This is a genomic window from Burkholderia orbicola, assembly GCF_900100915.1.
Lineage (GTDB): Bacteria > Pseudomonadota > Gammaproteobacteria > Burkholderiales > Burkholderiaceae > Burkholderia > Burkholderia orbicola.
The window spans coordinates 2,298,934-2,321,359 of the sequence record NZ_FNKW01000001.1 but is presented as its reverse complement, the minus strand read 5'-3'; the positions used below and the strand labels follow the sequence as shown (position 1 = coordinate 2,321,359).

Genomic DNA, 22,426 nt, shown 5'->3' with positions numbered 1-22,426 from the left:
CGGGGTGACACGGTCGCGTCGTGCCCTTGGTGTATCCTTGCCTACTCCGTGACCGCGCGCTCCGGCATGACCCGGGCGCACCACCATGAACGATTCGTATCCCAGTCGTAAGCCAACCGACAAACCGCAAGAAAAGCGCTCGCTGCTCGAGCGCCTGACCGACTTCATCTCGCCCGAGCCCGAATCCCGCGGCGAGCTGCTGGAAATCCTCCAGGACGCCCACGAACGCAACCTGATCGACGCCGATTCGCTGTCGATGATCGAAGGCGTGTTCCAGGTCTCCGATCTGTGCGCGCGCGACATCATGGTGCCGCGCGCGCAGATGGACGCGATCAACATCGCCGACAAGCCCGAGGATTTCATCCCGTTCGTCCTCGAAAAGGCGCACTCGCGCTATCCCGTGTTCGAGGAGAACCGCGACAACGTGATCGGCGTGCTGCTCGCGAAGGATCTGCTGCGCTTCTACGCCGAGGAAGAGTTCGACGTGCGCGGGATGCTGCGCCCGGCCGTGTTCATTCCGGAATCGAAGCGCCTGAACGTGCTGCTGCACGACTTCCGTGTGAACCGCAACCACCTGGCGATCGTCGTCGACGAATACGGCGGCGTCGCGGGCCTGATCACGATCGAGGACGTGCTCGAACAGATCGTCGGCGACATCGAGGACGAATACGACTTCGACGAGGAAGCCGGCAACATCATCTCGGGGCCGGACGGCCGTTACCGCGTGCGCGCGCTCACCGAGATCGAGCAGTTCAACGAGGTGTTCGGCACCGATTTCCCCGACGACGAAGTCGACACGATCGGCGGGCTGATCACCCATCATTTCGGACGCGTGCCGCACCGCGGCGAGAAGCTGCAGCTCGGCAACCTCGTGTTCGAAATCCAGCGCGGCGATGCGCGCCAGGTTCATGTGCTGCTGGTGCGCCGCAACCCGCTCGCCAGCCGTCGCGCCGAAACCTCGCACGAAGACTGACCGCTCCGCGCCAGCCGCGCCTCCTTCAACCGCTCGCCCTCTTCCGCTTCACATGGACGATCCGATCCCGTCCCGCCCGGCTGGCGGCCTTCTCGCGCCGGCGCCCGGCCGCGCGCTGCCGCGCTGGCACTATCCGGCCGCGCTGCTCGCCGGCGCGGCCAATACGCTCAGCTTCGCGCCCACGCCGCATGGCGGCTGGCTGCAACTCGTCGTATTCGTCTGGTTTTTCGCACAGCTGACGCGCACGTCGAGCTGGCGCGGCGCCGCGCTCACCGGTGGCGCGTTCGGCTTCGGCAACTTCATCACCGGCGTCTGGTGGCTCTACATCAGCATGCACGTGTACGGCGAGATGGCCGCGCCGCTCGCGGGCGGCGCGCTCGTGCTGTTCTCGCTGTACCTGTCGCTGTACCCGGCGTTCTCGGCCGGGCTGTGGTCGTTCTGCGCGGGCCATGCGTGGCACCGCCGCGAGCCCGACCCGCGGCCGTTCTCGCCGACCTGGCACGGCGCGTTTGCATTCGCGAGCGCGTGGGCGCTCGGCGAATGGCTGCGCGGCACCGTGTTCACCGGCTTTCCGTGGCTCGGCAGCGGCTACCCGCAGGTCGACGGCCCGTTCGCGGGCTTTGCGCCGGTCGTCGGCGTGTACGGGATCGCGTGGGTGCTCGCGCTGTTCGCCGCGCTGGTCGTGCAGGCGCTCGCCGCCGCGCGCCCGTCGCCGGGGCGTGACAGTGGCGCCGGCGCACCGGGCGGCAACGCCCGCGTGCGCATCGCCGCGCCGGCCGGCATCGCCGTCGCGCTGGTCGCGGCCGGCGTCGGGCTGTCGCAGGTCACGTGGACGGTGCCCGCGAACGCCCCGCTCACCGTGCGGCTGCTGCAAGGCAACGTGAAGCAGGACATCAAGTTCGAGCAGGAAGGCATCGACGCGGCGATCAAGATGTACCAGCAGATGATCGTCGAGAAGCCGGCCGACCTGATCGTCACGCCCGAGACCGCGATCGCGGTGATGATCCAGGAGTTGCCCGAGCCGTTCGCCGTCGCGATCCGCAAGTTCAGCGACACGACCGGTTCGGCCGTGCTGTTCGGCGCGGTCGGCGCGTCGGTGACCGAGGACGGCCACTACGTCGACTACACGAACAGCCTGTACGGCGTGACGCCGAATTCGCGCGACATCTATCACTACGACAAGCACCACCTCGTGCCCTTCGGCGAATTCATCCCGTGGGGCTTCCGGTGGTTCGTCAACCTGATGAAAATGCCGCTCGGCGACTTCGCGCGCGGTGCGCCGGTGCAAAAGCCGTTCCTCGTGCACAACCAGCCGGTGATGGCCGATATCTGCTACGAGGACTTGTTCGGCGAGGAAATCGCCGCGACGATCCGCGACAACCCGCAGCCGCCCGGCGTGCTCGTCAACGTGACGAACCTCGCGTGGTTCGGCGACACGATCGCGCTCGACCAGCACCTGCAGATCGCGCGGATGCGCTCGCTCGAAACCGGCCGGCCGATGCTGCGCTCGACCAATACCGGGATGACGGCCGCGATCGACGCGCACGGGCGCGTGCTCGGCCAGTTGAAGCCGTTCACGATCGGCTCGCTCGACGTGCGGATCGAAGGCACGAGCGGCTTTACGCCGTACGTGACGAGCGGCAACAACATCGTGCTCGCGGTGTCGCTGGTACTGCTCGCGTTCGGCTTCACGTTCGGGCCCGGGCTGCGCCGGCGCAATGGCCGGAAGCAGCGCGGCGGCGACGCAGCGAAATGACGCAGCGGGCCGCCGCCACGCGCGGCTGCCCGTGACCGCCAACCGGCCGGCCGCTCAGGCCTGCCGGTCCGATTGGTCCAGTTGGTCCAGTTGGTCCAGTTGCTCCGGCTGCGCGGCGACGCGCCGCAGATCGCGGCTCACTTCCTCCATCACCGGCGCCCACGCGCCGAACGTCGGCTGCCGGTACAACGTCGCGGTCGGATACCACGGGCTGTCCCGGCGCTCGAGCAGCCACGGCCAGTGCGGATTCACGTCGAGCAGCACCCAGGTGCGCGCGCCGAGCGCGCCGGCCAGATGCGCGACCGACGTGCACACGGTAATCACGAGATCCAGCGCGCCGATGAACGCGGCCGTATCGTCGAAACTCGTCAATTCGGCCGTGTAGTCCTCGATCGCGAAACCGGCCGCGCGCGCGGCGGCGACATCGGCATCCGCACCCGGCTGCAGCGAATAGAACGTGACGCCATCGATGCCTCGGAACGCGTCGGCATAACGCTCGAGCCCGACGCGCCGGAACGGATTGCGCTGGTGGCCCGCACTGCCCGTCCACACGAGCCCGACCTTAAGCCGGCCGTCGCGGGCGAGCCGCGCGCGCCACGCGTCGCGTGCGCCCGGTTCGGCCCGCAGGTACGGCACCGAGGCGGCGAGCGTCGACGCCTCCATGCCGAGCATCAGCGGCAGGCCGATCAGCGGCACTTCGTAATCGAATGCCGGCAACGCATCGATGCCGCCGCCCGCGCCGAACACGTCCGCGTGCGCACCGAGGCTGCGCTGCATCAGCGTACCGAGCGCCGGAAACGTATTCCACGCGAGCCGGCCGCCCTCGCGATGCACGCGCTCGGCGAGCGGCACGACGAAGCGGCAGAACTGCAGCACGTCGCCGAGCCCCTGCTCGCCCCACACCAGCAGCGTCTTGCCGGCGAGCGGCTCGCCCTGCCAGCGCGGGCCCGGCAACGCCGGCCGGCGGCCGCGCAACTCGCCCGCGCCGTCCCAGCGCGCCTCGTGGCCGCGCCAGCCGGCCGCGTGGTTGCCGCGCACGAGCTGGATGATCGCGAGATTGAAGCGGAACGACGCATCGTCGGGCGCCAGCTCGCATGCGCACGCTGCATGGCGCTCGGCCTCGTCCCAGCGCTGCGCCTCCTTCATCGCCATCGCGACGTTGTTCATCGCGAGCGCGTTGTCGGGCGCGAGGTCGGCGAGCCGCGCTGCGCACGCGAGCGCAGCGTCCAGATCGTGCGTCGCGATCCGCGCGACGACGAGGTTGATCCATGCCTGCACGTCCCGCGGATCGTGCTTCACGGCCGCGTCGAGCAGCGCGATTTCTTCCGCGCGATCCGCGCCCGACAAGCGCAGCGCGATCGCGAGGTTGTTGCGCAGCGACGGCCAGCCGGCATCGATCGCGAGCGCCGCGCGGTACGGCGCGACCGCATCCGCGTGACGGCCGGCCATCTGCAGCGCGTAACCGTGGTTGAAGTGCGTGGCCGCGCCCGGCTGCACGCGCACCGCGCATTCGGCGAGCGCGAGCGCGTCGGCCGGGCGCTGCCGCGCGACGAGCGCCGTCGTGAGCCGCACCAGCGCATCGGCATCGACCGCATGCAGATGGGCCGCAGCGGCCAGCCACAGATCGTGCGCGGCGCGCTCGCCGCGCGCCTGCGCGTCGGCGGCCTGCCCGAGCAGTGCGAGAAACGGAGGAAGCAGCGGAATCAGGATGTCGTTCGGGTCGTCCATGCAGTCGGCGTCGGCAAGCGGTGACGCGGCACGCGTGGCGCGCCGCAATACGCGCATCTTACCGCCCGCGCGACGCGCCGCGGCATGGGCGCCGCGCACGTACGCGCAGGCCGCCGGACCGGTGCGGCGGTGCCCGCATCCGCCTTCCGGCCGCATCCGGTCGCCGATCCGGTAAAATTACGCGTTTCAGCACACTAACAAGCCGCGCCGCCGCGCGAGCCGACCCTCCGGGCCCGCCCGGAGCGCCGTCCGCAACGGAGCGCCAGCGCCACGAAGGCTCTTCATGCTTACGTTTCAGCAAATCATCCTGACGCTGCAGTCCTACTGGGACAAGCAGGGTTGCGCCCTGCTCCAGCCCATCGACATGGAAGTCGGCGCGGGCACGTCGCACGTCCACACGTTCCTGCGCGCGGTCGGCCCCGAGCCGTGGCGCGCCGCGTACGTGCAGCCGTCGCGCCGCCCGAAGGACGGCCGCTACGGCGAAAACCCGAACCGCCTGCAGCACTACTACCAGTACCAGGTCGTGCTCAAGCCGGCGCCGGAAAACATCCTCGACCTGTACCTCGGCTCGCTCGAGGCGCTCGGCTTCGACCTGAAGCAGAACGACGTGCGCTTCGTCGAGGACGACTGGGAAAACCCGACGCTCGGCGCGTGGGGGCTCGGCTGGGAAGTGTGGCTGAACGGGATGGAAGTCACGCAGTTCACGTATTTCCAGGAAGTCGGCGGCCTCGAATGCAAGCCGGTGCTCGGCGAGATCACGTACGGCCTCGAGCGCCTCGCGATGTACCTGCAGAAGGTCGAGAACGTGTACGACCTCGTGTGGACCGAGTGGGAAGAGCAAGGCCCGAACGGCCCCGAGCTGCGCCGCCTGTCGTATGGCGACGTGTACCACCAGAACGAGGTCGAGCAGTCGACCTACAACTTCGAGCACGCGAACGTCGACCTGCTGTTCACGTTCTTCAACAGCTACGAAGCGGAAGCGAAGAAGATGATCGACGCGCAGCTCGCGCTGCCCGCGTACGAGCTCGTGCTGAAGGCCGGCCACACGTTCAACCTGCTCGACGCGCGCGGCGCGATCTCGGTCACCGAGCGGGCGGCGTACATCGGCCGCATCCGCGCGCTGTCGCGTCTCGTCGCGCAGGCTTACTACGACTCGCGCGAGAAGCTCGGCTTCCCGATGCTCGGCAACCCGCCGGGCGTGCCGGGCCTCACCACCGACGCCCAGGACGCCGCGCAGCCGGCATGGGCGCCGCCGCTCAAGGTCGAACGCAAGATCGATCAGGACTGACGAGACGAGATTCAATCCAACCATGACGCACAATCATCCCGCCCCCCTGCTCGTCGAACTGCTGACCGAAGAGCTGCCGCCGAAGGCCCTCGCGCGCCTTGGCGACGCATTCGCCGAAGGCATCGCGCAACGCCTCGCGGCGCGCGACCTCATCGAAGGCGAACTCGTGTTCGAGCGCTACGCCACGCCGCGCCGCCTCGCGGTCGTCGTGCAGAACGTGCGCGCCGTCGCCCCTGACAAACAGGTCCGCGAAAAGGTCCTGCCCGTGTCGGTCGCGCTCGACGCGGAAGGCAAGCCGACGGCCCCGCTCGCGAAGAAGCTCGCGGCGCTCGGCCATCCGAATGCGTCGATCGCCGATCTCGAGCGTGCGCAGGACGGCAAGGCCGAAGCGTTCTTCATCAACTACTCGGCGGCCGGCGCCACGCTCGCCGACGGCCTGCAGGCCGCGCTCGACGAAGCGCTCGCGAAGCTGCCGATCCCGAAATTCATGACGTACCAGCGCCCCGACGGCTCGGACGTGAAGTTCGTGCGCCCGGTGCATCGCCTGACGGTGCTGCACGACGACCGCGTCGTGCCCGTCACCGCGTTCGGCGTCGATGCCGGCGACACCACGCTCGGCCACCGCTTCCTGTCCGACGGCCTGGTCGCGATCCAGCATGCCCGCGCGTATGCCGACACGCTGCGCGACAAGGGCCGCGTGATCGCGCACTTCGCCGATCGCCGCGAAACGATCCGCACGCAGCTGAACGAACATGCGAACGGCGACACGGTCGTGATGCCCGAGTCGCTGCTCGACGAAGTCACGTCGCTGGTCGAATGGCCGGTCGTCTACCCGTGCCGCTTCGAGGACGAATTCCTGCAGGTGCCGCAGGAATGCCTGATCCTCACGATGCAGACGAACCAGAAGTATTTCGCGCTGACCGACGTCGCCGGCAAGCTGCGCTCGCGCTTCCTGATCGTGTCGAACATCGAGACGAAAACGCCGGGCGAGATCATCGAAGGCAACGAGCGCGTCGTGCGCCCGCGCCTCGCCGATGCGAAGTTCTTCTTCGAGCAGGACAAGAAGAAGCCGCTCGCCGACCGCGTGCCGCAGCTCGCGAACGTCGTCTATCACAACAAACTCGGTTCGGCGCTCGCCCGCGTCGAGCGCCTCGAGGCGCTGGCCGGCGAGATCGCCCCGGCGATCGGCGCCGACACCGCGCACGCGAAGCGCGCCGCGCGTCTCGCGAAGGCCGACCTGCTGACCGACATGGTCGGCGAATTCCCGGAACTACAGGGCACGATGGGCACGTACTACGCGCGCCACGACGGCGAAGCCGACGACGTCGCGCTCGCATGCGCCGAGCACTACCAGCCGCGCTTCTCCGGCGACGCACTGCCGACCACGCCGGTGTCGACCGCCGTCGCGCTCGCGGACAAGCTCGAAACGATCGTCGGCATCTGGGGTATCGGCCTCGCGCCGACCGGCGAGAAGGACCCGTTCGCGCTGCGCCGTCACGCGCTCGGCGTGCTGCGCCTGCTGCTCGAAAAGCAGTTGCCGCTCGATCTCGTGTCGCTGCTGCGCACGGCCCACGCACGCTTTGCTGGCGTGCCGGGCGTCGCCGAGTCGACGGACGCGATCTTCGCGTTCTTCATGGATCGCCTGCGCGGGCTGCTGCGCGAGCGCGGCTATTCGGCCGGTGAAATCGACGCGGTGCTGAGCCTGAACCCGACGCGCATCGACGATCTCGTCGCGCGCCTCGACGCGGTGCGCGAATTCACGCGCCTCGCGGAAGCCGAAGCACTCGCGGCCGCGAACAAGCGGATCTCGAACATCCTGAAGAAGTCGGAAGGCGGCGCGAACGGCGCGGTACAGCCGACGCTGCTCGTCGAGGCCGCCGAGAAGGCGCTGCACGAACAGCTCGCGGCCGTCACGCCGCACGTGCAATCGCAGCTCGAGGCGCGTGCGTACACGGGCGCGCTGTCGGCGCTCGCCGCGCTGCGCGCGCCGGTCGACACGTTCTTCAACGACGTGATGGTCAACGCGGAAGATCCGGCCCTGCGCGCGAACCGTCTCGCGCTGCTGTCCGCGCTGCACCAGCAGATGAACTGCGTCGCCGACATCTCGAAGCTCGCCGCATAAGGGCCGCACGATGCCGACCAGCCCCAACCGAAAGCTCGTCGTCCTCGACCGGGACGGCGTGATCAACGTCGATTCGGATGCGTTCATCAAGACGCCCGACGAATGGATCGCGCTGCCCGGCAGCTTCGAAGCGATCGCCCGGCTCAACCACGCGGGCTACCGCGTGGTCGTCGCGACCAACCAGTCCGGCATCGGTCGCGGGCTGTTCGACATGGCCGCGCTCAACGAGATGCACCTGAAAATGCATCGCGCGGCGGCCGCGGTCGGCGCGCGCATCGACGCGGTGTTCTTCTGCCCGCACACGGCCGAGGATCATTGCGACTGCCGCAAGCCGAAACCGGGCATGATGCAGATGATCGCCGAGCGCTTCGAGATCGATCCCGATCACACGCCGGTCGTCGGCGATTCGCTGCGCGACCTGCAAGCCGGCGTCGCGGTCGGCTTCCAGCCCCACCTCGTGCTGACCGGCAAGGGCAAGAAGACGCTCGCCGCGGGTAATCTGCCGGACGGCACGAAGGTCCACGACGATCTGCGCGCGTTTGCGCTCGATTTTCTTTCACACGAACACGAGTGATGCGGCTGCCGCGCGCATCCTCCCCAACGCCAGACTCACGCCGATGCGCTTCGTCCGCTCCCTGCTGCTGCTGATCTACTTCATCCTGTACACGGTGCCGTACGCCACCGCGTGTTTCATCGCGTTCCCGTTCATGCGCCCCGACGCGCGCTACTGGATGGCGGCCGGCTGGTGCAAGTCGACGCTGTGGGTCGTGCGCTGGCTGAACGGCATCCGCTACCGGATCGAAGGGTTCGAGAACCTGCCCGACGGCCCGGCCGTGCTGCTGTCGAAGCACCAGTCCGCGTGGGAGACGCTCGCGTTTCCGGCGCTGATGCCCAAGCCGCTGTGCTATGTGTTCAAGCGCGAGCTGCTGTACGTGCCGTTCTTCGGCTGGGCGCTCGGACTGCTGCACATGGTCAACATCAATCGCAAGGAAGGCAAGAACGCGTTCGCGTCGGTGATCCGCCAGGGCAAGAAGCGCCTGTCGGAAGGCGCATGGATGATCATGTTCCCCGAAGGCACGCGCACGCCGGTCGGCAAGCAGGGCAAGTACAAGACGGGCGGCGCGCGCTTCGCGATCGAAACCGGCACGCCGGTCGTGCCGATCGCGCACAATGCAGGTCGTGTGTGGCCGCGCAACTCGTTCACGAAATTCCCGGGCGTCGTCACGGTGTCGATCGGCAAGCCGATCGCGAGCGAAGGGCTGACGCCCGACGCATTGAACTCGCAGGTCGAAGCGTGGATCGAAGCGGAAATGCGCCGCATCGATCCCGATGCGTATCGTCAGGCGGGCAACGCCGGCACCCGCGATGCCGCGCGCGCCTGACGCCCCGGATTGCAGCCGTTGCGTACGACAAAAAGAAGCGAACTGATGAAACAGCGTCCGCGGCCACGGCCTGCCGTCGTGGCCCTCGATCATCGCCAGATGGATCTGCCGCTCTTCGACGGGCCGGCCGCTGCGCCGTCGGCGCCTGCCGCCCCGCCGGCACCGCCCGAAGCCGCCCCCGCCGCGCCGCTCGATCCGGGCCGGGCCCCCGATCGCTCGCGCGTGCGCACGTTCGCGCTCGACAGCCGCGTGCTCGAATACCGGCTGAAGCGCTCGGCGCGCCGCACGATCGGCTTCACGATCGACGGCAGTGGGCTGTCGATCACCGCGCCGCGCTGGGTCACGCTCGCCGATATCGAAGCGGCGATCGCCGAGAAACAACGCTGGATCTTCGCGAAGCTCGCGGAGTGGAAGACGCGCACCGAGCAGCGCGCGCTGCCGCAAATCGACTGGCGCGACGGCGCGCAACTGCCGTATCTCGGCAAGACGGTGACGATCGCGCTCGGCGCGGGCGCCGTCGCGTTCGACGCCGATGCGTTGCGGCTGTCGCTGCCGCTGCCCGTGCAGGCCGACATGCAGCAGATCAAGGATCGCGTGCAGGGCTGGCTGCAGGGCGAAGCGAAACGCATCTTCGGCGAACGCCTCGTGGTCTACGCGGAAAAGCTCGGCGTCACGTATTCGATGTATGCGCTGTCGTCGGCCGCGACGCGCTGGGGCAGCTGCTCGAGCGACGGCAAGATCCGCCTGAACTGGCGGCTGATTCATTTCCCGATGTCGATCATCGACTACGTCGTCGCGCACGAGCTGTCGCACCTGCGCGAGATGAACCACAGCCCGGCCTTCTGGCAGACCGTCGAATCGATCTTCCCCGAGTTCCGCGAAGCGCGGCACACGCTCAAGCATCACCCGCCCGAGCTGCTGCCGTCGCTTTGACGCGCACGGCTTCGGCGTCAACGAAAAAGGGCGATGCGGATTATCCCGCATCGCCCTTTTTCGCTGCCGCGGCGTACGTCGCATGCCGCGGCCCGGTTCGTCCGGCGCTTACTTCTTCTGGATGAACTCGATCTTGTAGCCGTCCGGATCCTCGACGAACGCGATCACGGTCGTGCCGTGCTTCATCGGGCCCGCCTCGCGCGTGACCTTGCCGCCTTGCGCCTTGATCTTCTCGCAGGCCGCGTACGCATCGTCGACCGCCACCGCCAGATGGCCGAAGCCGTTGCCGAGATCGTAGGACGGCGTCTCCCAGTTGTGGGTCAGCTCGATCACGGTGCCCGTGCTCTCGTCTTCGTAGCCGACGAACGCGAGCGTGAACTTGCCTTCCGGATAATCCTCGCGGCGCAGCAGCTTCATGCCGAGCAATTCGGTATAGAACTTGATCGAGCGGTCGAGATCGCCGACTCGCAGCATCGTATGCAGCAAACGCATGTGTTGTACTCCTGTGGGGACTTTCCAGAACCGGAAATTCTACCGGAGTCGGGTGAATCTCGCCGGGGGCGCCTAGCCGGGGGCGCAGCCGATGCAGCGTGTCGGCTGCACCGGCGCGAGCAAGAGTGCAGCGGCGAAAACGGCACGATCCGGCTCGCCCGATCACCGCCCCGATCAGGTAACATCCCTCCACTTCGCACCAAAATCGGGCATGCGAGCCGCCGCCCGACCGCGACCACCCTCTCTTCGTTGCCGCCACACTGCCGTGCGAAACCGCCGATTCGAGCGCGCCGGACGCGCCGCCCGCCCTACCTCGTTGCCGCCATGCCCGCCCGAGGCGCGCCGATGACCGCGCTTGCCGCCGCCCCCATGCGCCGCACCCTCGATACACGCGCCGTCGGCCTGATGTTGCTGCTGTGCGCGATCTGGGGCTTCCAGCAGGTCGCGATCAAAAGCACGAACGCCGCGATCGCGCCGATGTTCCAGGCCGGGCTGCGCTCGGCGATCGCCGCGCTGCTGCTATGGGGCTGGGCGCGCTCGCGCGGCACGCCGCTGTTTCAGGCGGACGGCACGTTCGGCGCGGGGCTCGCGGCCGGGGCGCTGTTCGCCGGCGAATTCATCTGCGTGTTCTTCGGGCTGACGCTGACGAGCGCGTCGCACATGGCGATCTTCCTGTACACGGCGCCGTGCTTCACCGCGCTCGGCCTGCACCTGTTCGCACCGGGCGAGCGGCTGCAGCGCGCGCAATGGGGCGGCGTCGGCCTCGCATTCGCCGGCATCGCGCTCGCGTTCGCGGACGGCTTCCTGAAGCCGCGCATGCCCGGCGCGTCCGTGCTGGCCGGGCTCGCCGGCGACGCGCTCGGCATCCTCGGCGGCGCGATGTGGGCCGCGACGACGGTCGTCGTGCGCGCGACGGCGCTCGCGCGGGCCAGCGCGAGCAAGACGCTGTTCTACCAGCTCGCGGTATCAGCGCTCGTACTGGTCGCGCTCGCCGCGCTGTGCGGCCAGATGTCGTTCGCGCAGGTCACGCCGCTCGCGCTGGCGAGCCTCGCTTACCAGTCGGTGATCGTCGCGTTCGTCAGCTACCTGTCGTGGTTCTGGCTGCTGACGCGCTACAGCGCGTCCCGGCTGTCCGTCTTCACGTTCCTGTCGCCGCTGTTCGGCGTCGCGTTCGGCGTGCTGCTGCTCGGCGAATCGGTCGGCTGGCGCTTCATGTCGGCGGCCGCGCTCGTGCTGATCGGCATCGCGCTCGTCAACGCGCCGCCGCGCCGGCGGGCGTGACGGCCAGCGCAACACGCGCGGGAAATAAAAAAGGCTGCCGGTCGGGCAGCCCTCTTCGATACGGCCGGTGGGGTGGCTCGCGCCACGCGCGTCCGTCATCCGGCCTTGCGCAGCGCCGCCAGCGCCTGCGCGACGCCCACGTATTCGGCCACGCTCACGTCCTCCGCCCGGCGCGCGAGATCGAAGCCGAGCGCATCGAAATCGATCGTCTCGCGGTAGTCGCCGAGCGTATTGCGCAGCATCTTGCGACGCTGCGAGAACGCGGCCGTGACGATTTCGCCGAGCAGTACCGGATCGACGTCCGGCAGTTCGTGCGGCTCGTACGGAATCATCCGGACGATCGCCGAATCGACCTTCGGCGGCGGCTGGAACGATTCCGGCGGCACATCGAGCATCTTTTCCATCACGTAGCGGTACTGCAGCATCACCGACAGCCGCGAAAACGCCTTCGTGCCCGGCTCCGCGACCATCCGCTCGACGACTTCGTTCTGCAGCATGAAATGCTGGTCGATGACCGCATCGGCGAACGTCATCAGGTGAAACAGCAGCGGGCTGGAAATGTTGTACGGCAGGTTGCCGACGATCCGCAGCGACGGCTTGTCGCCCGGCGCCGCGAGCGACCGGAAGTCGAACGCGAGCGCGTCGCCCGCGTGCAGCTCCAGCAGCGCGCCGAAGCGTTGCTGCAGGCGCCCGATCAGGTCGCGGTCGAGCTCGACCGCGTGCAGCGGCGACTCGGGCGTCGCGAGACGCTCGATCAGCGGCCCGGTCAGCGCGCCGAGCCCCGGGCCGATCTCGACCATCCGCTGGCCGCGCGCGGGGCCGATCGTCGCGACGATCGAGTCGATCACGCCGTGATCGACGAGGAAGTTCTGCCCGAAGCGCTTGCGCGCGAAATGGCCTTGGTGCTGTCTGCTGTTCGACATCGACTGAATGAAACGAAAAATACGACGAATGGGGTAAACCGGCAGCGTCAGGCTGCGCGGCGATGGCGCGCCATCGTGACGGCCGTATCGAGCGCGGCGATCATGCTGCCCGGATCCGCGCGGCCCGTGCCGGCCAGATCGAGTGCGGTGCCGTGATCGACCGAGGTGCGGATGATCGGCAGCCCGAGCGTCACGTTGATGCCCTCGCCGAACGTCGCGTACTTCAACACGGGCAGACCCTGGTCATGGAACATCGCGAGTACGCAATCGGCATCGGCCAGATGGCGCGGCTGGAACAGCGTGTCGGCCGGATACGGGCCGCGCGCATCGATGTGTTGCGCGTTCGCGCGGGCCAGTGCCGGCGAGATCACGTCGATCTCCTCGCGGCCGAGATAACCGTTCTCGCCCGCGTGCGGGTTCAGGCCCGTCACGAGGATGCGCGGTGCGGCGAGACCGAAGTCGCGCCGCAGGTCGCGATCGATGATCGCGAGCGTCTCGACGAGCCCGTCGATCGTCAGCGCGGCCGATACGTCCTTCAGCGGCAGGTGCGTGGTCGCGAGAGCGACACGCAGCGACCGGTGGCCGGTGCCGGCCAGCATCATCACGACGCGCGGCGTATGCGTGCGCTCGGCCAGGTATTCGGTATGACCGGTGAACGGCACGCCCGCATCGTTGATCGTGCTTTTCTGCAGCGGCGCGGTGACGATCGCGTCGTACCGGCCCGCCAGCGCGCCGTCGATCGCCGCGTCGAGCAGGCCGAGCACGTACCGGCCGTTCGCCGCGTCCAGCTTGCCCGCCTGCGCGGGCACGGCCAGCGCGTGATGCGCGACCGACACCTGCGCGCCGCCGGCCAGCGTGGCCGGGTCGGCGCCGACCGCCGCGGCCCGCACGTCGAGCAGCGCCGCATCGCCGAGTACGGTGAAATGCGCGTCGGGCCAGCGCTGCGCGGCGTCACGCAGCGCCTGCACGGTCAGCTCCGGGCCGACTCCCGCGGGTTCGCCGGTCGTGATCGCGATCTGCAGCGCGGGCGTGGTCATTGATGCTCGCTCAGTTCGCCGGGCCGACGCCGCCGATCTTGTACTGCACGTACGACGAGTCGCGCAGCTCGCGCAGCCAGTCGGCATACGCCTGCTCGGCCTTGCGCTGGCCGATCGCCTGACGGGCGATGTCCATCTGCTGCTGTACCGACCCTTCCGCCTCGCGTCGGTTCAACACCTGGATCAGGTGGTAGCCGTATTCGGTACGAATCGGCTGGCTGATCTGGCCGTCCTGCAGGTTGTTCATCGCGCGCTCGAATTCCGGCACGGTCTCGCCCGGGCTGATCCAGCCGAGATCGCCGCCCTGCGACGCGGAACCGTCCTGCGAATAGGTGCGCGCGAACTTCGCGAAATCGCCGCCGGCCTCGACCTGGTTGCGGATGTCGACCAGTTGCTGGCGCGCCTGGCCTTCGGACTTGCCTTCGCCGACGCGCAGCAGGATATGGCGCACGTGCGTCTGGACGATCTTCGGCGCCGCCGCGCTCGCGCCCTGGCTCTGGCGGCGATCGACGAGGCGCACGATCTCGAAGCCGTCCGGCACGCGGATCAGCGTCGGGTTGACCTGGCCCGGGCGCAGCTTCGACGCGGCATCGACGACGTCGGCCGGCAGCGCGCTCGGCGACTTGAAGCCGAGATCGCCGCCCTTCTTCGCGTCGTTCGCTTCGGAATTGTTCTTCGCAAGGCGCTCGAAATCGGCGCCCGACTTCGCCTGCTGCAGCAGCGCGTCGGCCTTCTTCTGCGCGGCCTCGATGTCGGCCTGCGGCGCGTTGGTGGGCGCCTTGATGAAGATGTGCTGGAAGCGCAGGTCCTGCTGCTGCGACGCGTTCGGCCCGCGCTGGCTCGCGATGTAGTTCGCGACCTCGGCGTCCGACACCGTGATCTTGCCGTCGACCTCGCGCTCGCGCAGCTTCGACAGCATCAGCTCGGTACGCGCGTCGTTCGTGAAGATGCTCCAGGGCACGCCTTGCGCCTCGAGGCGCCCGCGGTACTGGTCGAGCGTCATCCCGTTCGCCTGCGCGAGACGCTGCAGCGTGGCCTGCACGGTCGCGTCGTCGATACGGATTCCGTCGTCCTTGGCCTTCTGCACCTGGATACGTTCGAGCACCATCTGGTTCAGCACCTGCGCGCGCAGCTGGTCGGCCGGCGGCACCGGCGCGTTCTGCTGCTGCAGCCGGCGCGCGATCAGGCCGACGCGCTGGTCGAGTTCGCGGCCCGTGATCACGTCGTTGTTGACGACCGCGACGACTTCGTCGGCGAGCTGCGCACCTTGCGAACCGAGCGCCTGCGCCGCGGCCGGCGCGGCGACGAGCAGCGCGGCGGACGCGGCGAGGCTGGACACGACTGCCGCGAAACGAAGGGTTTTCTTCATTGCCACTGGAACTCCATTGAAATCGTGCTGACCGGTGCAGACATGCCGGCGTTACTCGTAGTTGCTGAAGCGGGACATCGGCGGCGGCGGCGGCGGCAACGGCGTGTAGCCCGGCACCCCGGCGCGGAATGCGGACACGAGGCCGTTGTCGACGGTCGACAAGCCCTTGAGCGTCAGCTGCATCATGAATCGCGTCGACGAGTTCTGCTGTCCCGACGAATTGATGCCGTTCGCGGCCCGCTGCACCCCGACCCCGAGCGCCCAGCAATCCGCGTCGTATTGTAAGCCGACCAGACCGTCGACCACGCGATCTCCGGCGAGGTCGTAGTTGAAACGGCCGATCGCATACAGGCGGCGCGTGAGCGGCCATTGCGCGGACACCAGGAACTGGTTGATCGGCTGGTTGTCGAGCGTGGTGTTCGCTCGCGTATAGCGGTAGCCGACGTTGATCACGCGGCGCTCGCCCGGGCTGTAGCCGAAACCGACGCTCGACTTCACGAGCTGGTTGTTGTTCTGGTTGTACTGGAATGCCGTCTCGGACATGAAGCCCGAGCCGAGCTTCAGCGCGGCGCCGACGATCAGGTCGGAGTGGCGCGCCAGCACGGCGGCCTGCCCGGGGTTCAGCGTGACGCGCTGATCGGCGAAGTAGTACTGCTGCGCGATCACGAAGCGCGCGCGCTCGTCGCCGGTGCGCGGATCGATGAAGCGCGACGTGAGGCCGGCCGTGATCCGGTTCGCATCGGCGATCCGGTCGTTACCGACGAACGTGTTCGGCTGGTAGATCTCAGCGAGGCCGAAGTCCGATTCCGCGGTGTCGAACAGCGGCGCGTTCGACTGGTCGCGATACGGCGTGTACACGTAGTACAGGCGCGGCTCGAGGGTCTGGATGAAATCCTGGCCGAACAGGCGCACCGAGCGATCGAAGATCAGGCCGGTGTCGAAGGTCACGGTCGGGATCGACTCGGTGAAGCGCTTCGGGCTGTTCGGCGTGGTCGACGACAGGTAGTTCAGGTCGTACGACGCGAAGTGGTACTGGACCTTCGGCACGACGAAGTAGCCGGGGCCGTACACGCCGTACGAGATGTACGGGTTGAAGACGATCCGGTCGCCTTCGGTCGCATCGGCGGTCGTGATGCGGAACCGCGAATAGTCGGCTTCCGCGCCGAAGTCGAACCCGCCGACGTTGTACTTCGTGTACTTCACGTTCAACTGCGGCTCGCGGCTGTACGGCGCGATCGACGGCGGCAGCGTCTGCCAGTGCTGGTAGCGCGCGAGCACCGACCACGGCCCGTTGTTGTACGTGAGGCCCGCTTCCTGCTGGTACAGCGTCTGCGTCCCGTTGATGAACTGGTTCGCCGAGCCGAGGTCTTCGGGATACGTGTTGTCCGAGACCTTGTTGTAATAGACGTAGCCGCCGAAGCCGCCGCCGAAGTTCTGCTGGTGCTGCCAGTAGATCGCGTAGCGGTTGCGGTGCGCGAGCCGGTCATCCGGCAGGTAATTGGCCGTAAACGTGCCCGAATACGACGGCGACAGATAGCGGAACGTCGCTTCGGTCATCACGCCGCGCCGCGAGATGATGCGCGGCGTGAGCGTCAGGTCGCGGTTCGGCGCGATGTTGAAATAGTACGGCAGCGACAGCTCGAAGCCGTTGCTCGAGTTCATCGAGAACGTCGGCGGCAGCAGGCCGCTGCGCCGCTCGCCCGACAGCGGGAACGTCATCCACGGGCTCGCGAAGATCGGCACGCCCTGGAAGAACAGCACGCCGTTGCGCGCGGTGCCTTCGTCGGCGCCCGTATCGAAATCGAAGCGGCTGCCCTTGATGTACCACGCGGGGTTCGTCGAGCACTGGCACGCCGTGTACGTGCCGTTGACGAACACCGAGCGCTCGTTGTCGACCATGTCGACACGCTCCGCGCTGCCCGACCCGCCCGTCACGTTGAAGTGATACTTCGGCGCGGTCATGAAGCCCTGGTTCGCCTCGATCTTCAGGTGCGCCTCGGGGCCGGCGAACGACGTGCCGCCATTGATCACCTTGACCTGGCCGTACGCATCGGCCATGTCGGTATCCTGATCGTAGTGGATCGCGTCGGCCTTCACGACGGCGTCGCCGCGCCGCAGCTCGGCCGAGCCCTTCGCGGCGAGATCCTGCTCGGCGGTGCCGCTCGTATGGTCGGCGATCACGAAGGCGGCCGGCTTCGCGCCGTCCTTCAGCGGATGATCCTCGAGCTGGGGCGCGAGACGCAGATCCCACGGCGAGTCGAGCGGCTGCGGCTGCGCAGCCGCGCCCGACAGCTGCGCATACGACACGGCCGGCACGAGGCCGGGCACGGCCAGGAGCGCGAGCGCGAGCCGCCGTTTGCGCGGCGCCCCGTCACCGGGGAAAACATTCGGGAATAGCGGTTTGGGCGGCATCTATCGTTTGGCGAATCGCCCCTTGTCAACCGCGCCTGCACGGCACCTCGCGCGCGGCGGCCGCGCCGTCGAGCCGCGACTGCGGCTCTTCGCAAACCGGGGAGGCGATCGGGCGGACGGCGCGACAGGCGGCGGGCCTGCACGGCGGAAGCTGACGCGGGGCGCGTCAAAAAAGTCGTGGGGTATTATATGGCAAGACGTTCCCCCCTCCGCCGAGTTTCATGACGCCCCCATCCGCCGCATCCCAGCCCGACGCCCGCCTCGACGCGCTCACCGCGTGGCTGCACCCGCTCGCCGAGCGCTACGCCCTCGACCTGTCGACCCTCGCGCCCGCCTCGTCGGACGCCAGTTTCCGCCGCTATTTCCGCGTCGCGTCGGCCGCGAGCCCCGGCGGCACGCTGATCGCGGTCGATGCGCCGCCGCCCGAAAAGTGCCGCGAGTTCGTCCAGGTCGCGCAGTTGCTCGCCGCGGCCGGCGACCACGTGCCGGACGTGCTGGCCCACGATTTCGACGCGGGCTTCATGCTGGTGACCGACCTCGGCCGCACGTCGTACATCTCGGTGCTCGATCCGGCCGACCCGGCCGCCGCACGGCCGCTGATGCGCGCCGCGCTCGATGCGCTGATCCGCTTCCAGCTCACGTCGAAGCCCGACGTGCTGCCGCCGTTCGACGAAGCGTTCCTGCGCCGCGAAATGGAGCTGCTGCCCGAATGGTTCGTCGGCCGCCACCTCGGCAAGCCGGTCACCGACGCGATGCGCGGCACGCTCGACCGCACCTTCGCGCTGCTGGTCGCGAGCGCGCACGCGCAGCCGCAAGGCTTCATGCTGCGCGACTTCATGCCGCGTAACCTGATGGTCTGCGAGCCGAACCCGGGCGTGCTCGACTTCCAGGACGCCGTGTACGGACCGCTGACGTACGACGTCGTGTCGCTGCTGCGCGACGCCTTCATCAGCTGGGACGAGGAGTTCGAGCTCGACTGCTTCGCGTATTACTGGGAAAAGGCGAAAAAGGCCGGCCTGCCGGTCGATCCGGATTTCGGCGAGTTCTACCGCCAGCTCGAATGGATGGGGCTGCAGCGCCATATCAAGATTCTCGGCCTGTTCGCGCGCATCAACTATCGCGACGGCAAGCCGCATTACCTGAACGACCTGCCGCGCTTCCTGACCTATGCGCGCAAGGTCGCGCTGCGCTATCGCCCGCTCGTGCCGTTCGCGAAGCTGCTCGACGAGCTCGAGGGCAACGCACCGGCCGACGTCGGCTATACGTTCTGACCGTCCTCACGCCCCCCAGTCGAACATGAGCACTACCCTGACCACGGCGATGATCTTCGCCGCCGGACGCGGCGAGCGGATGCGCCCGCTGACCGACACCCGCCCGAAACCGCTGCTCGAAGTCGGCGGCAAGCCGCTGATCGTGTGGCAGATCGAGGCGCTCGCGCGGGCGGGCATCGAGACGATCGTGATCAACCACGCGTGGCTCGGCGAGCAGATCGAGGCGGCGCTCGGCGACGGCTCGCGCTGGGGCGTACGGCTCGCGTATTCGGCCGAAGGCGACGCGCTGGAGACCGCGGGCGGCATCGCGCAGGCGCTGCCGCTCATCGAGCGCGACGGGCGGCCGGCCGTGTTCGCGGCGGTTGCCGGCGACGTGTACTGCGCATTCGACTACCGGACGCTCGCGCCGCGCGCCGCCCGGATGGCCGCGCTCGACACGCCGGCGATGCATCTCGTGATGGTGCCGAACCCGCCGTTTCATCCGACGGGCGATTTCGTGCTCGGTGGCGACGGGTGCCTGTCGCTCGATGGCAGCGAACGTGTCACCTTCGGCAGCATCGGCGTATACGACACGCGGATGTTCCGCGACATCGTGCCCGGCACGCACCGCCCGCTGGCGCCCTACTTCAAGACGACGATCGAGGCCGGACTGGCAACCGGCGAACTGTACGAAGGTATCTGGGAGAACGTCGGTACGCCCGCACAGCTCGGCGAGCTCGACGCGCGCCTGCGCGCCGCCGCGGGCTGATCGTCTCGTGGCCGAGCGCCGGTCCCCCGGCGTCGTGGCGGCCGATGGGCTGACAGGCCACTGACGGCGCGCGGTCCACCAGCCGCGAACCGTTCCGGAGCGAATGCCGGAAACGCTCCGCCGGCTCACCCGGCCGTGACGGCGCCACGCTGCAGGGTGTCGGACAGCCGGCACACCGCCCGCTGCCGCTCCCGCCGCGCGCCACGGCACGCAGCACGCCTCCAAGCCGTTACACGGCCTCGGCCTCTTCCCCACCCGCTGCCGCGCGCTGCTGTTGCAGCGCCCACATCTGCGCATACAGCCCGTCGGCGCGCACGAGTTCATCGTGCGTGCCGCGTTCGACGATCCGCCCGTGGTCCATCACGAGGATCTGCTGCGCGTGCACGACCGTCGACAGCCGGTGCGCGATCACGAGCGTCGTGCGATGCCGCGCGATCTGGTCGAGTTCGTGCTGAATCGCACGCTCCGAGCGCGAATCGAGCGCCGACGTCGCTTCGTCGAACAGCAGCACCGGCGGGTCCTTCAGCAGCGTGCGCGCAATCGCGACGCGTTGCTTCTCGCCCCCCGACAGCTTCAGCCCGCGCTCGCCCACCGGCGTGTCATAGCCCTTCGGCAAAGTTTCGATGAAATCATGGATGTGCGCGGCGCGCGCGGCCGCGACCACCTCGTCGCGGGTCGCCGTCGGCCGGCCGTACGCGATGTTGTAGTAGATCGAGTCGTTGAACAGCACGGTGTCCTGCGGCACGATCCCGATCGATGCGCGCAGCGATTCCTGCGCGACGTCGCGGATGTCCTGACCGTCGATCCGGATCGCGCCGCCCGTCTCGCGGTCGAGATCGTAGAAGCGGAACAGCAGCCGCGACAGCGTCGATTTCCCCGAACCGCTGTGGCCGACCACCGCGGTCGTCGTGCCGGCCTCGATCGTAAACGTCACGTCGTGCAGGATCTGCCGCGACGGCTCGTACGCGAAGTTCACGTGTTCGAAGCGCACCTGCGCGCCGGCCACCGCGAGCGGCCGCGCATCGGGCCGGTCGGCCACTTCCTTCGGCGCGGACAGCAGCCCGAACATCCGGTCCATGTCGGTCAGGCTCTGCTTCAGCTCGCGATAGACGACGCCGAGAAAGTTCAGCGGAATGTACAGCTGCAGCATGAACGTGTTGATCAGCACGAGATCGCCGAGCGTCAGCTTGCCCGCGAGCACGCCCTGCGTCGCCCGCCACAGGATGAACACGAGGCCCGTGCCGATGATCGCCTGCTGGCCGAAGTTCAGCACCGACAGCGAGTTCTGCGAGCGGATCGCGGCCTTCCGGTAGCGCTTCAGGTTCTCGTCGTAGCGCTGCGCCTCCCACTCCTCGTTGCCGAAGTACTTCACCGTCTCGTAGTTGATCAGCGAATCGATGGCCCGCGAGTTCGCGCGCGAATCGAGCTCGTTCATCGTGCGGCGGAAGTGCGTGCGCCAGTTGGTGACCTTCACGGTGAACACGATGTACGTGACCAGCGCGGCGAACGTCACGTACGCGTAGTAGGCCTCGTACTTGACCACGAAGAAGCCGAGCACGAGCCCGACCTCGACGAGCGTCGGCAGGATGCTGTACAGCGAATACGAAATCAGTTGCTGGATGCCGCGCGTGCCGCGCTCGATGTCGCGCGACATGCCGCCCGTCTGGCGTTCGAGATGAAACCGCAGCGACAGCCCGTGCAGATGCCGGAACACCTGCAGCGCGAGCTGGCGCACCGCGCTCTCGGTGACCTTCGAGAACAGGATCTCGCGCAGCTCGGTAAAGAGCGACGTCGACAGCCGCACGAGCGCATACGCGACCACCAGCAGCCCGACGCCGCCCGCGAGCACGATGCCGGCCGACTGTTCGGCACGACCGAGCGCGGTGAGCTGCTGGACGTAGGACAGATGGTCGACGATGCGCTTCATCACGACCGGCACGCCGAGGTTCGCGACCTTCGCACCGATCAGGCAGCCGAGCGCGAGCGCGACGCGCCATTTGTAGGTGGTCAGGTACGGCAGCAGCGACCGGATGGTCTGCCAGTCGTTGCGAGGCCCGGTCGAAGCCGGCGCGGGCTCGCCGGAAGCAGGAAATCGGCGCATGGGGAAGGGTTCCGCGGCGGGGCTCCAACCGTGTCTCGACGGCCGGCTCGCGCGCTTTCTCGTACAATTTGCGAACGTTGTATTGTCGCAGAAGCCGCTTCGCGCCGCTGCCGGCGCCCTCGCCGGCCAAGCCTGCGCGCGGCGGCTCATTTATTACAGGATGAAAGCCCCCGCCATGACCGATTCGACCCTCGAACTCCCGCAGAAGCAGCCCGCGCTGCGCGTCGTCCCGCAACCGCACGACGCGAACGTCCACGGCGACGTGTTCGGCGGCTGGATCATGTCGCAGGTCGACATCGCCGGCTCGATCCCCGCGAGCCAGCGCGCGAACGGCCGCGTCGCGACGGTCGCGGTCAACTCGTTCGTGTTCAAGCAGCCGGTATTCGTCGGCGATCTGCTGAGCTTCTACGCCACCATCATGCGCACCGGCAACACGTCGATCACCGTCGACGTCGAGGTGTACGCACAGCGCATGCGCCTGATGGGCGAAGTCGTGAAAGTCACCGAAGCGACGCTCACCTACGTCGCGACCGGGTCGGACCGCAAGCCGCGGCAACTGCCGCCGCTCTGACGCGCACGCGTCGCGCCGCATCGCAGCGCGGCATGCGGC

Annotated in this window: 18 protein-coding genes; 11 read left to right on the top strand and 7 right to left on the bottom strand. The window is 68.3% G+C overall.

The window, feature by feature from the left end; genetic code table 11:
* Positions 1 to 85 precede the first annotated feature (85 nt).
* Both BLS50_RS11090 and lnt read left to right on the top strand, forming a co-directional pair.
* The gene (locus tag BLS50_RS11090; protein ID WP_006477871.1) at positions 86 to 973 is read left to right on the top strand and encodes an HlyC/CorC family transporter; all 888 of its coding nucleotides are present in this window, start codon (positions 86 to 88) and stop codon (positions 971 to 973) included.
* 52 nt (positions 974 to 1,025) lie between these two features.
* Positions 1,026 to 2,729, top strand: a complete 1,704-nt coding sequence (gene lnt, locus BLS50_RS11085) for an apolipoprotein N-acyltransferase (protein WP_074802214.1) — start codon at positions 1,026 to 1,028, stop codon at positions 2,727 to 2,729.
* A 54-nt stretch (positions 2,730 to 2,783) separates the two neighbouring features.
* On the opposite strand, the gene BLS50_RS11080 is transcribed toward lnt, so the two are convergent.
* Positions 2,784 to 4,457: a hypothetical protein gene (locus tag BLS50_RS11080; RefSeq protein ID WP_074802793.1), complete on the bottom strand. Its 1,674-nt coding sequence runs from the start codon at positions 4,455 to 4,457 to the stop codon at positions 2,784 to 2,786.
* Positions 4,458 to 4,740: 283 nt separating this feature from the next.
* Between BLS50_RS11080 and glyQ the strand changes: the two genes are divergently transcribed.
* The 5 genes from glyQ to BLS50_RS11055 are packed head-to-tail and all read left to right on the top strand — an operon-like array spanning position 4,741 to position 10,182.
* Positions 4,741 to 5,745: a glycine--tRNA ligase subunit alpha gene (gene glyQ / locus BLS50_RS11075; RefSeq protein ID WP_006477868.1), complete on the top strand. Its 1,005-nt coding sequence runs from the start codon at positions 4,741 to 4,743 to the stop codon at positions 5,743 to 5,745.
* A gap of 22 nt (positions 5,746 to 5,767) precedes the next feature.
* Positions 5,768 to 7,867: a glycine--tRNA ligase subunit beta gene (glyS, locus tag BLS50_RS11070; RefSeq protein ID WP_006477867.1), complete on the top strand. Its 2,100-nt coding sequence runs from the start codon at positions 5,768 to 5,770 to the stop codon at positions 7,865 to 7,867.
* Between the two features lie 10 nt (positions 7,868 to 7,877).
* Positions 7,878 to 8,441, top strand: coding sequence for a D-glycero-beta-D-manno-heptose 1,7-bisphosphate 7-phosphatase (gene gmhB / locus BLS50_RS11065; RefSeq protein ID WP_006477866.1), 564 nt, complete (start codon positions 7,878 to 7,880; stop codon positions 8,439 to 8,441).
* Between the two features lie 43 nt (positions 8,442 to 8,484).
* Positions 8,485 to 9,249: a lysophospholipid acyltransferase family protein gene (locus BLS50_RS11060; RefSeq protein ID WP_006477865.1), complete on the top strand. Its 765-nt coding sequence runs from the start codon at positions 8,485 to 8,487 to the stop codon at positions 9,247 to 9,249.
* A gap of 45 nt (positions 9,250 to 9,294) precedes the next feature.
* A complete protein-coding gene (locus tag BLS50_RS11055) occupies positions 9,295 to 10,182 on the top strand; it encodes a M48 family metallopeptidase (protein ID WP_006477864.1) in 888 nt (295 codons plus the stop codon).
* A gap of 108 nt (positions 10,183 to 10,290) precedes the next feature.
* Here the strand turns inward: BLS50_RS11055 and gloA are convergent, their stop codons facing one another.
* The gene (gene gloA, locus BLS50_RS11050) at positions 10,291 to 10,674 is read right to left on the bottom strand and encodes a lactoylglutathione lyase (protein WP_006477863.1); all 384 of its coding nucleotides are present in this window, start codon (positions 10,672 to 10,674) and stop codon (positions 10,291 to 10,293) included.
* Positions 10,675 to 11,019: 345 nt separating this feature from the next.
* On the opposite strand from gloA, the gene BLS50_RS11045 reads away from it, so the two are divergent.
* Positions 11,020 to 11,955 (top strand): DMT family transporter, encoded by a 936-nt coding sequence (locus BLS50_RS11045; RefSeq protein WP_074802213.1) that lies wholly within the window; start codon positions 11,020 to 11,022, stop codon positions 11,953 to 11,955.
* A 95-nt stretch (positions 11,956 to 12,050) separates the two neighbouring features.
* Here the strand turns inward: BLS50_RS11045 and rsmA are convergent, their stop codons facing one another.
* The 4 genes from rsmA to BLS50_RS11025 are packed head-to-tail and all read right to left on the bottom strand — an operon-like array spanning position 12,051 to position 17,696.
* Positions 12,051 to 12,878, bottom strand: a complete 828-nt coding sequence (gene rsmA, locus BLS50_RS11040) for a 16S rRNA (adenine(1518)-N(6)/adenine(1519)-N(6))-dimethyltransferase RsmA (protein ID WP_011546170.1) — start codon at positions 12,876 to 12,878, stop codon at positions 12,051 to 12,053.
* A gap of 47 nt (positions 12,879 to 12,925) precedes the next feature.
* Positions 12,926 to 13,915, bottom strand: coding sequence for a 4-hydroxythreonine-4-phosphate dehydrogenase PdxA (gene pdxA, locus BLS50_RS11035; protein WP_074802212.1), 990 nt, complete (start codon positions 13,913 to 13,915; stop codon positions 12,926 to 12,928).
* A 10-nt stretch (positions 13,916 to 13,925) separates the two neighbouring features.
* A complete protein-coding gene (locus BLS50_RS11030; RefSeq protein ID WP_011546172.1) occupies positions 13,926 to 15,284 on the bottom strand; it encodes a peptidylprolyl isomerase in 1,359 nt (452 codons plus the stop codon).
* Positions 15,285 to 15,335: 51 nt separating this feature from the next.
* Positions 15,336 to 17,696, bottom strand: a complete 2,361-nt coding sequence (locus BLS50_RS11025; protein ID WP_011546173.1) for an LPS-assembly protein LptD — start codon at positions 17,694 to 17,696, stop codon at positions 15,336 to 15,338.
* 221 nt (positions 17,697 to 17,917) lie between these two features.
* Here BLS50_RS11025 and BLS50_RS11020 point away from each other — a divergent pair, with 221 nt between their 5' ends.
* Positions 17,918 to 18,967, top strand: a complete 1,050-nt coding sequence (locus BLS50_RS11020; protein WP_027811447.1) for an aminoglycoside phosphotransferase family protein — start codon at positions 17,918 to 17,920, stop codon at positions 18,965 to 18,967.
* A 25-nt stretch (positions 18,968 to 18,992) separates the two neighbouring features.
* Entirely contained in the window at positions 18,993 to 19,715 is a 723-nt protein-coding gene (gene murU, locus BLS50_RS11015) for an N-acetylmuramate alpha-1-phosphate uridylyltransferase MurU (protein WP_074802211.1), read from the top strand.
* Between the two features lie 229 nt (positions 19,716 to 19,944).
* Here the strand turns inward: murU and BLS50_RS11010 are convergent, their stop codons facing one another.
* Positions 19,945 to 21,816, bottom strand: coding sequence for an ABCB family ABC transporter ATP-binding protein/permease (locus tag BLS50_RS11010; protein WP_074802210.1), 1,872 nt, complete (start codon positions 21,814 to 21,816; stop codon positions 19,945 to 19,947).
* A gap of 175 nt (positions 21,817 to 21,991) precedes the next feature.
* On the opposite strand from BLS50_RS11010, the gene BLS50_RS11005 reads away from it, so the two are divergent.
* Positions 21,992 to 22,387: an acyl-CoA thioesterase gene (locus tag BLS50_RS11005; RefSeq protein ID WP_027809384.1), complete on the top strand. Its 396-nt coding sequence runs from the start codon at positions 21,992 to 21,994 to the stop codon at positions 22,385 to 22,387.
* Positions 22,388 to 22,426 lie beyond the last annotated feature (39 nt).

Bases quoted from the DNA above. Each gene is read 5' to 3' on its own strand.
- BLS50_RS11090 (WP_006477871.1), top strand. From the start codon at position 86: ATGAACGATTCGTATCCCAGTCGTAAGCCAACCGACAAACCGCAAGAA.
- lnt (WP_074802214.1), top strand. From the start codon at position 1,026: ATGGACGATCCGATCCCGTCCCGCCCGGCTGGCGGCCTTCTCGCGCCG.
- BLS50_RS11080 (WP_074802793.1), bottom strand. From the start codon at position 4,457: ATGGACGACCCGAACGACATCCTGATTCCGCTGCTTCCTCCGTTTCTC.
- glyQ (WP_006477868.1), top strand. From the start codon at position 4,741: ATGCTTACGTTTCAGCAAATCATCCTGACGCTGCAGTCCTACTGGGAC.
- glyS (WP_006477867.1), top strand. From the start codon at position 5,768: ATGACGCACAATCATCCCGCCCCCCTGCTCGTCGAACTGCTGACCGAA.
- gmhB (WP_006477866.1), top strand. From the start codon at position 7,878: ATGCCGACCAGCCCCAACCGAAAGCTCGTCGTCCTCGACCGGGACGGC.
- BLS50_RS11060 (WP_006477865.1), top strand. From the start codon at position 8,485: ATGCGCTTCGTCCGCTCCCTGCTGCTGCTGATCTACTTCATCCTGTAC.
- BLS50_RS11055 (WP_006477864.1), top strand. From the start codon at position 9,295: ATGAAACAGCGTCCGCGGCCACGGCCTGCCGTCGTGGCCCTCGATCAT.
- gloA (WP_006477863.1), bottom strand. From the start codon at position 10,674: ATGCGTTTGCTGCATACGATGCTGCGAGTCGGCGATCTCGACCGCTCG.
- BLS50_RS11045 (WP_074802213.1), top strand. From the start codon at position 11,020: ATGACCGCGCTTGCCGCCGCCCCCATGCGCCGCACCCTCGATACACGC.
- rsmA (WP_011546170.1), bottom strand. From the start codon at position 12,878: ATGTCGAACAGCAGACAGCACCAAGGCCATTTCGCGCGCAAGCGCTTC.
- pdxA (WP_074802212.1), bottom strand. From the start codon at position 13,915: ATGACCACGCCCGCGCTGCAGATCGCGATCACGACCGGCGAACCCGCG.
- BLS50_RS11030 (WP_011546172.1), bottom strand. From the start codon at position 15,284: ATGAAGAAAACCCTTCGTTTCGCGGCAGTCGTGTCCAGCCTCGCCGCG.
- BLS50_RS11025 (WP_011546173.1), bottom strand. From the start codon at position 17,696: ATGCCGCCCAAACCGCTATTCCCGAATGTTTTCCCCGGTGACGGGGCG.
- BLS50_RS11020 (WP_027811447.1), top strand. From the start codon at position 17,918: ATGACGCCCCCATCCGCCGCATCCCAGCCCGACGCCCGCCTCGACGCG.
- murU (WP_074802211.1), top strand. From the start codon at position 18,993: ATGAGCACTACCCTGACCACGGCGATGATCTTCGCCGCCGGACGCGGC.
- BLS50_RS11010 (WP_074802210.1), bottom strand. From the start codon at position 21,816: ATGCGCCGATTTCCTGCTTCCGGCGAGCCCGCGCCGGCTTCGACCGGG.
- BLS50_RS11005 (WP_027809384.1), top strand. From the start codon at position 21,992: ATGACCGATTCGACCCTCGAACTCCCGCAGAAGCAGCCCGCGCTGCGC.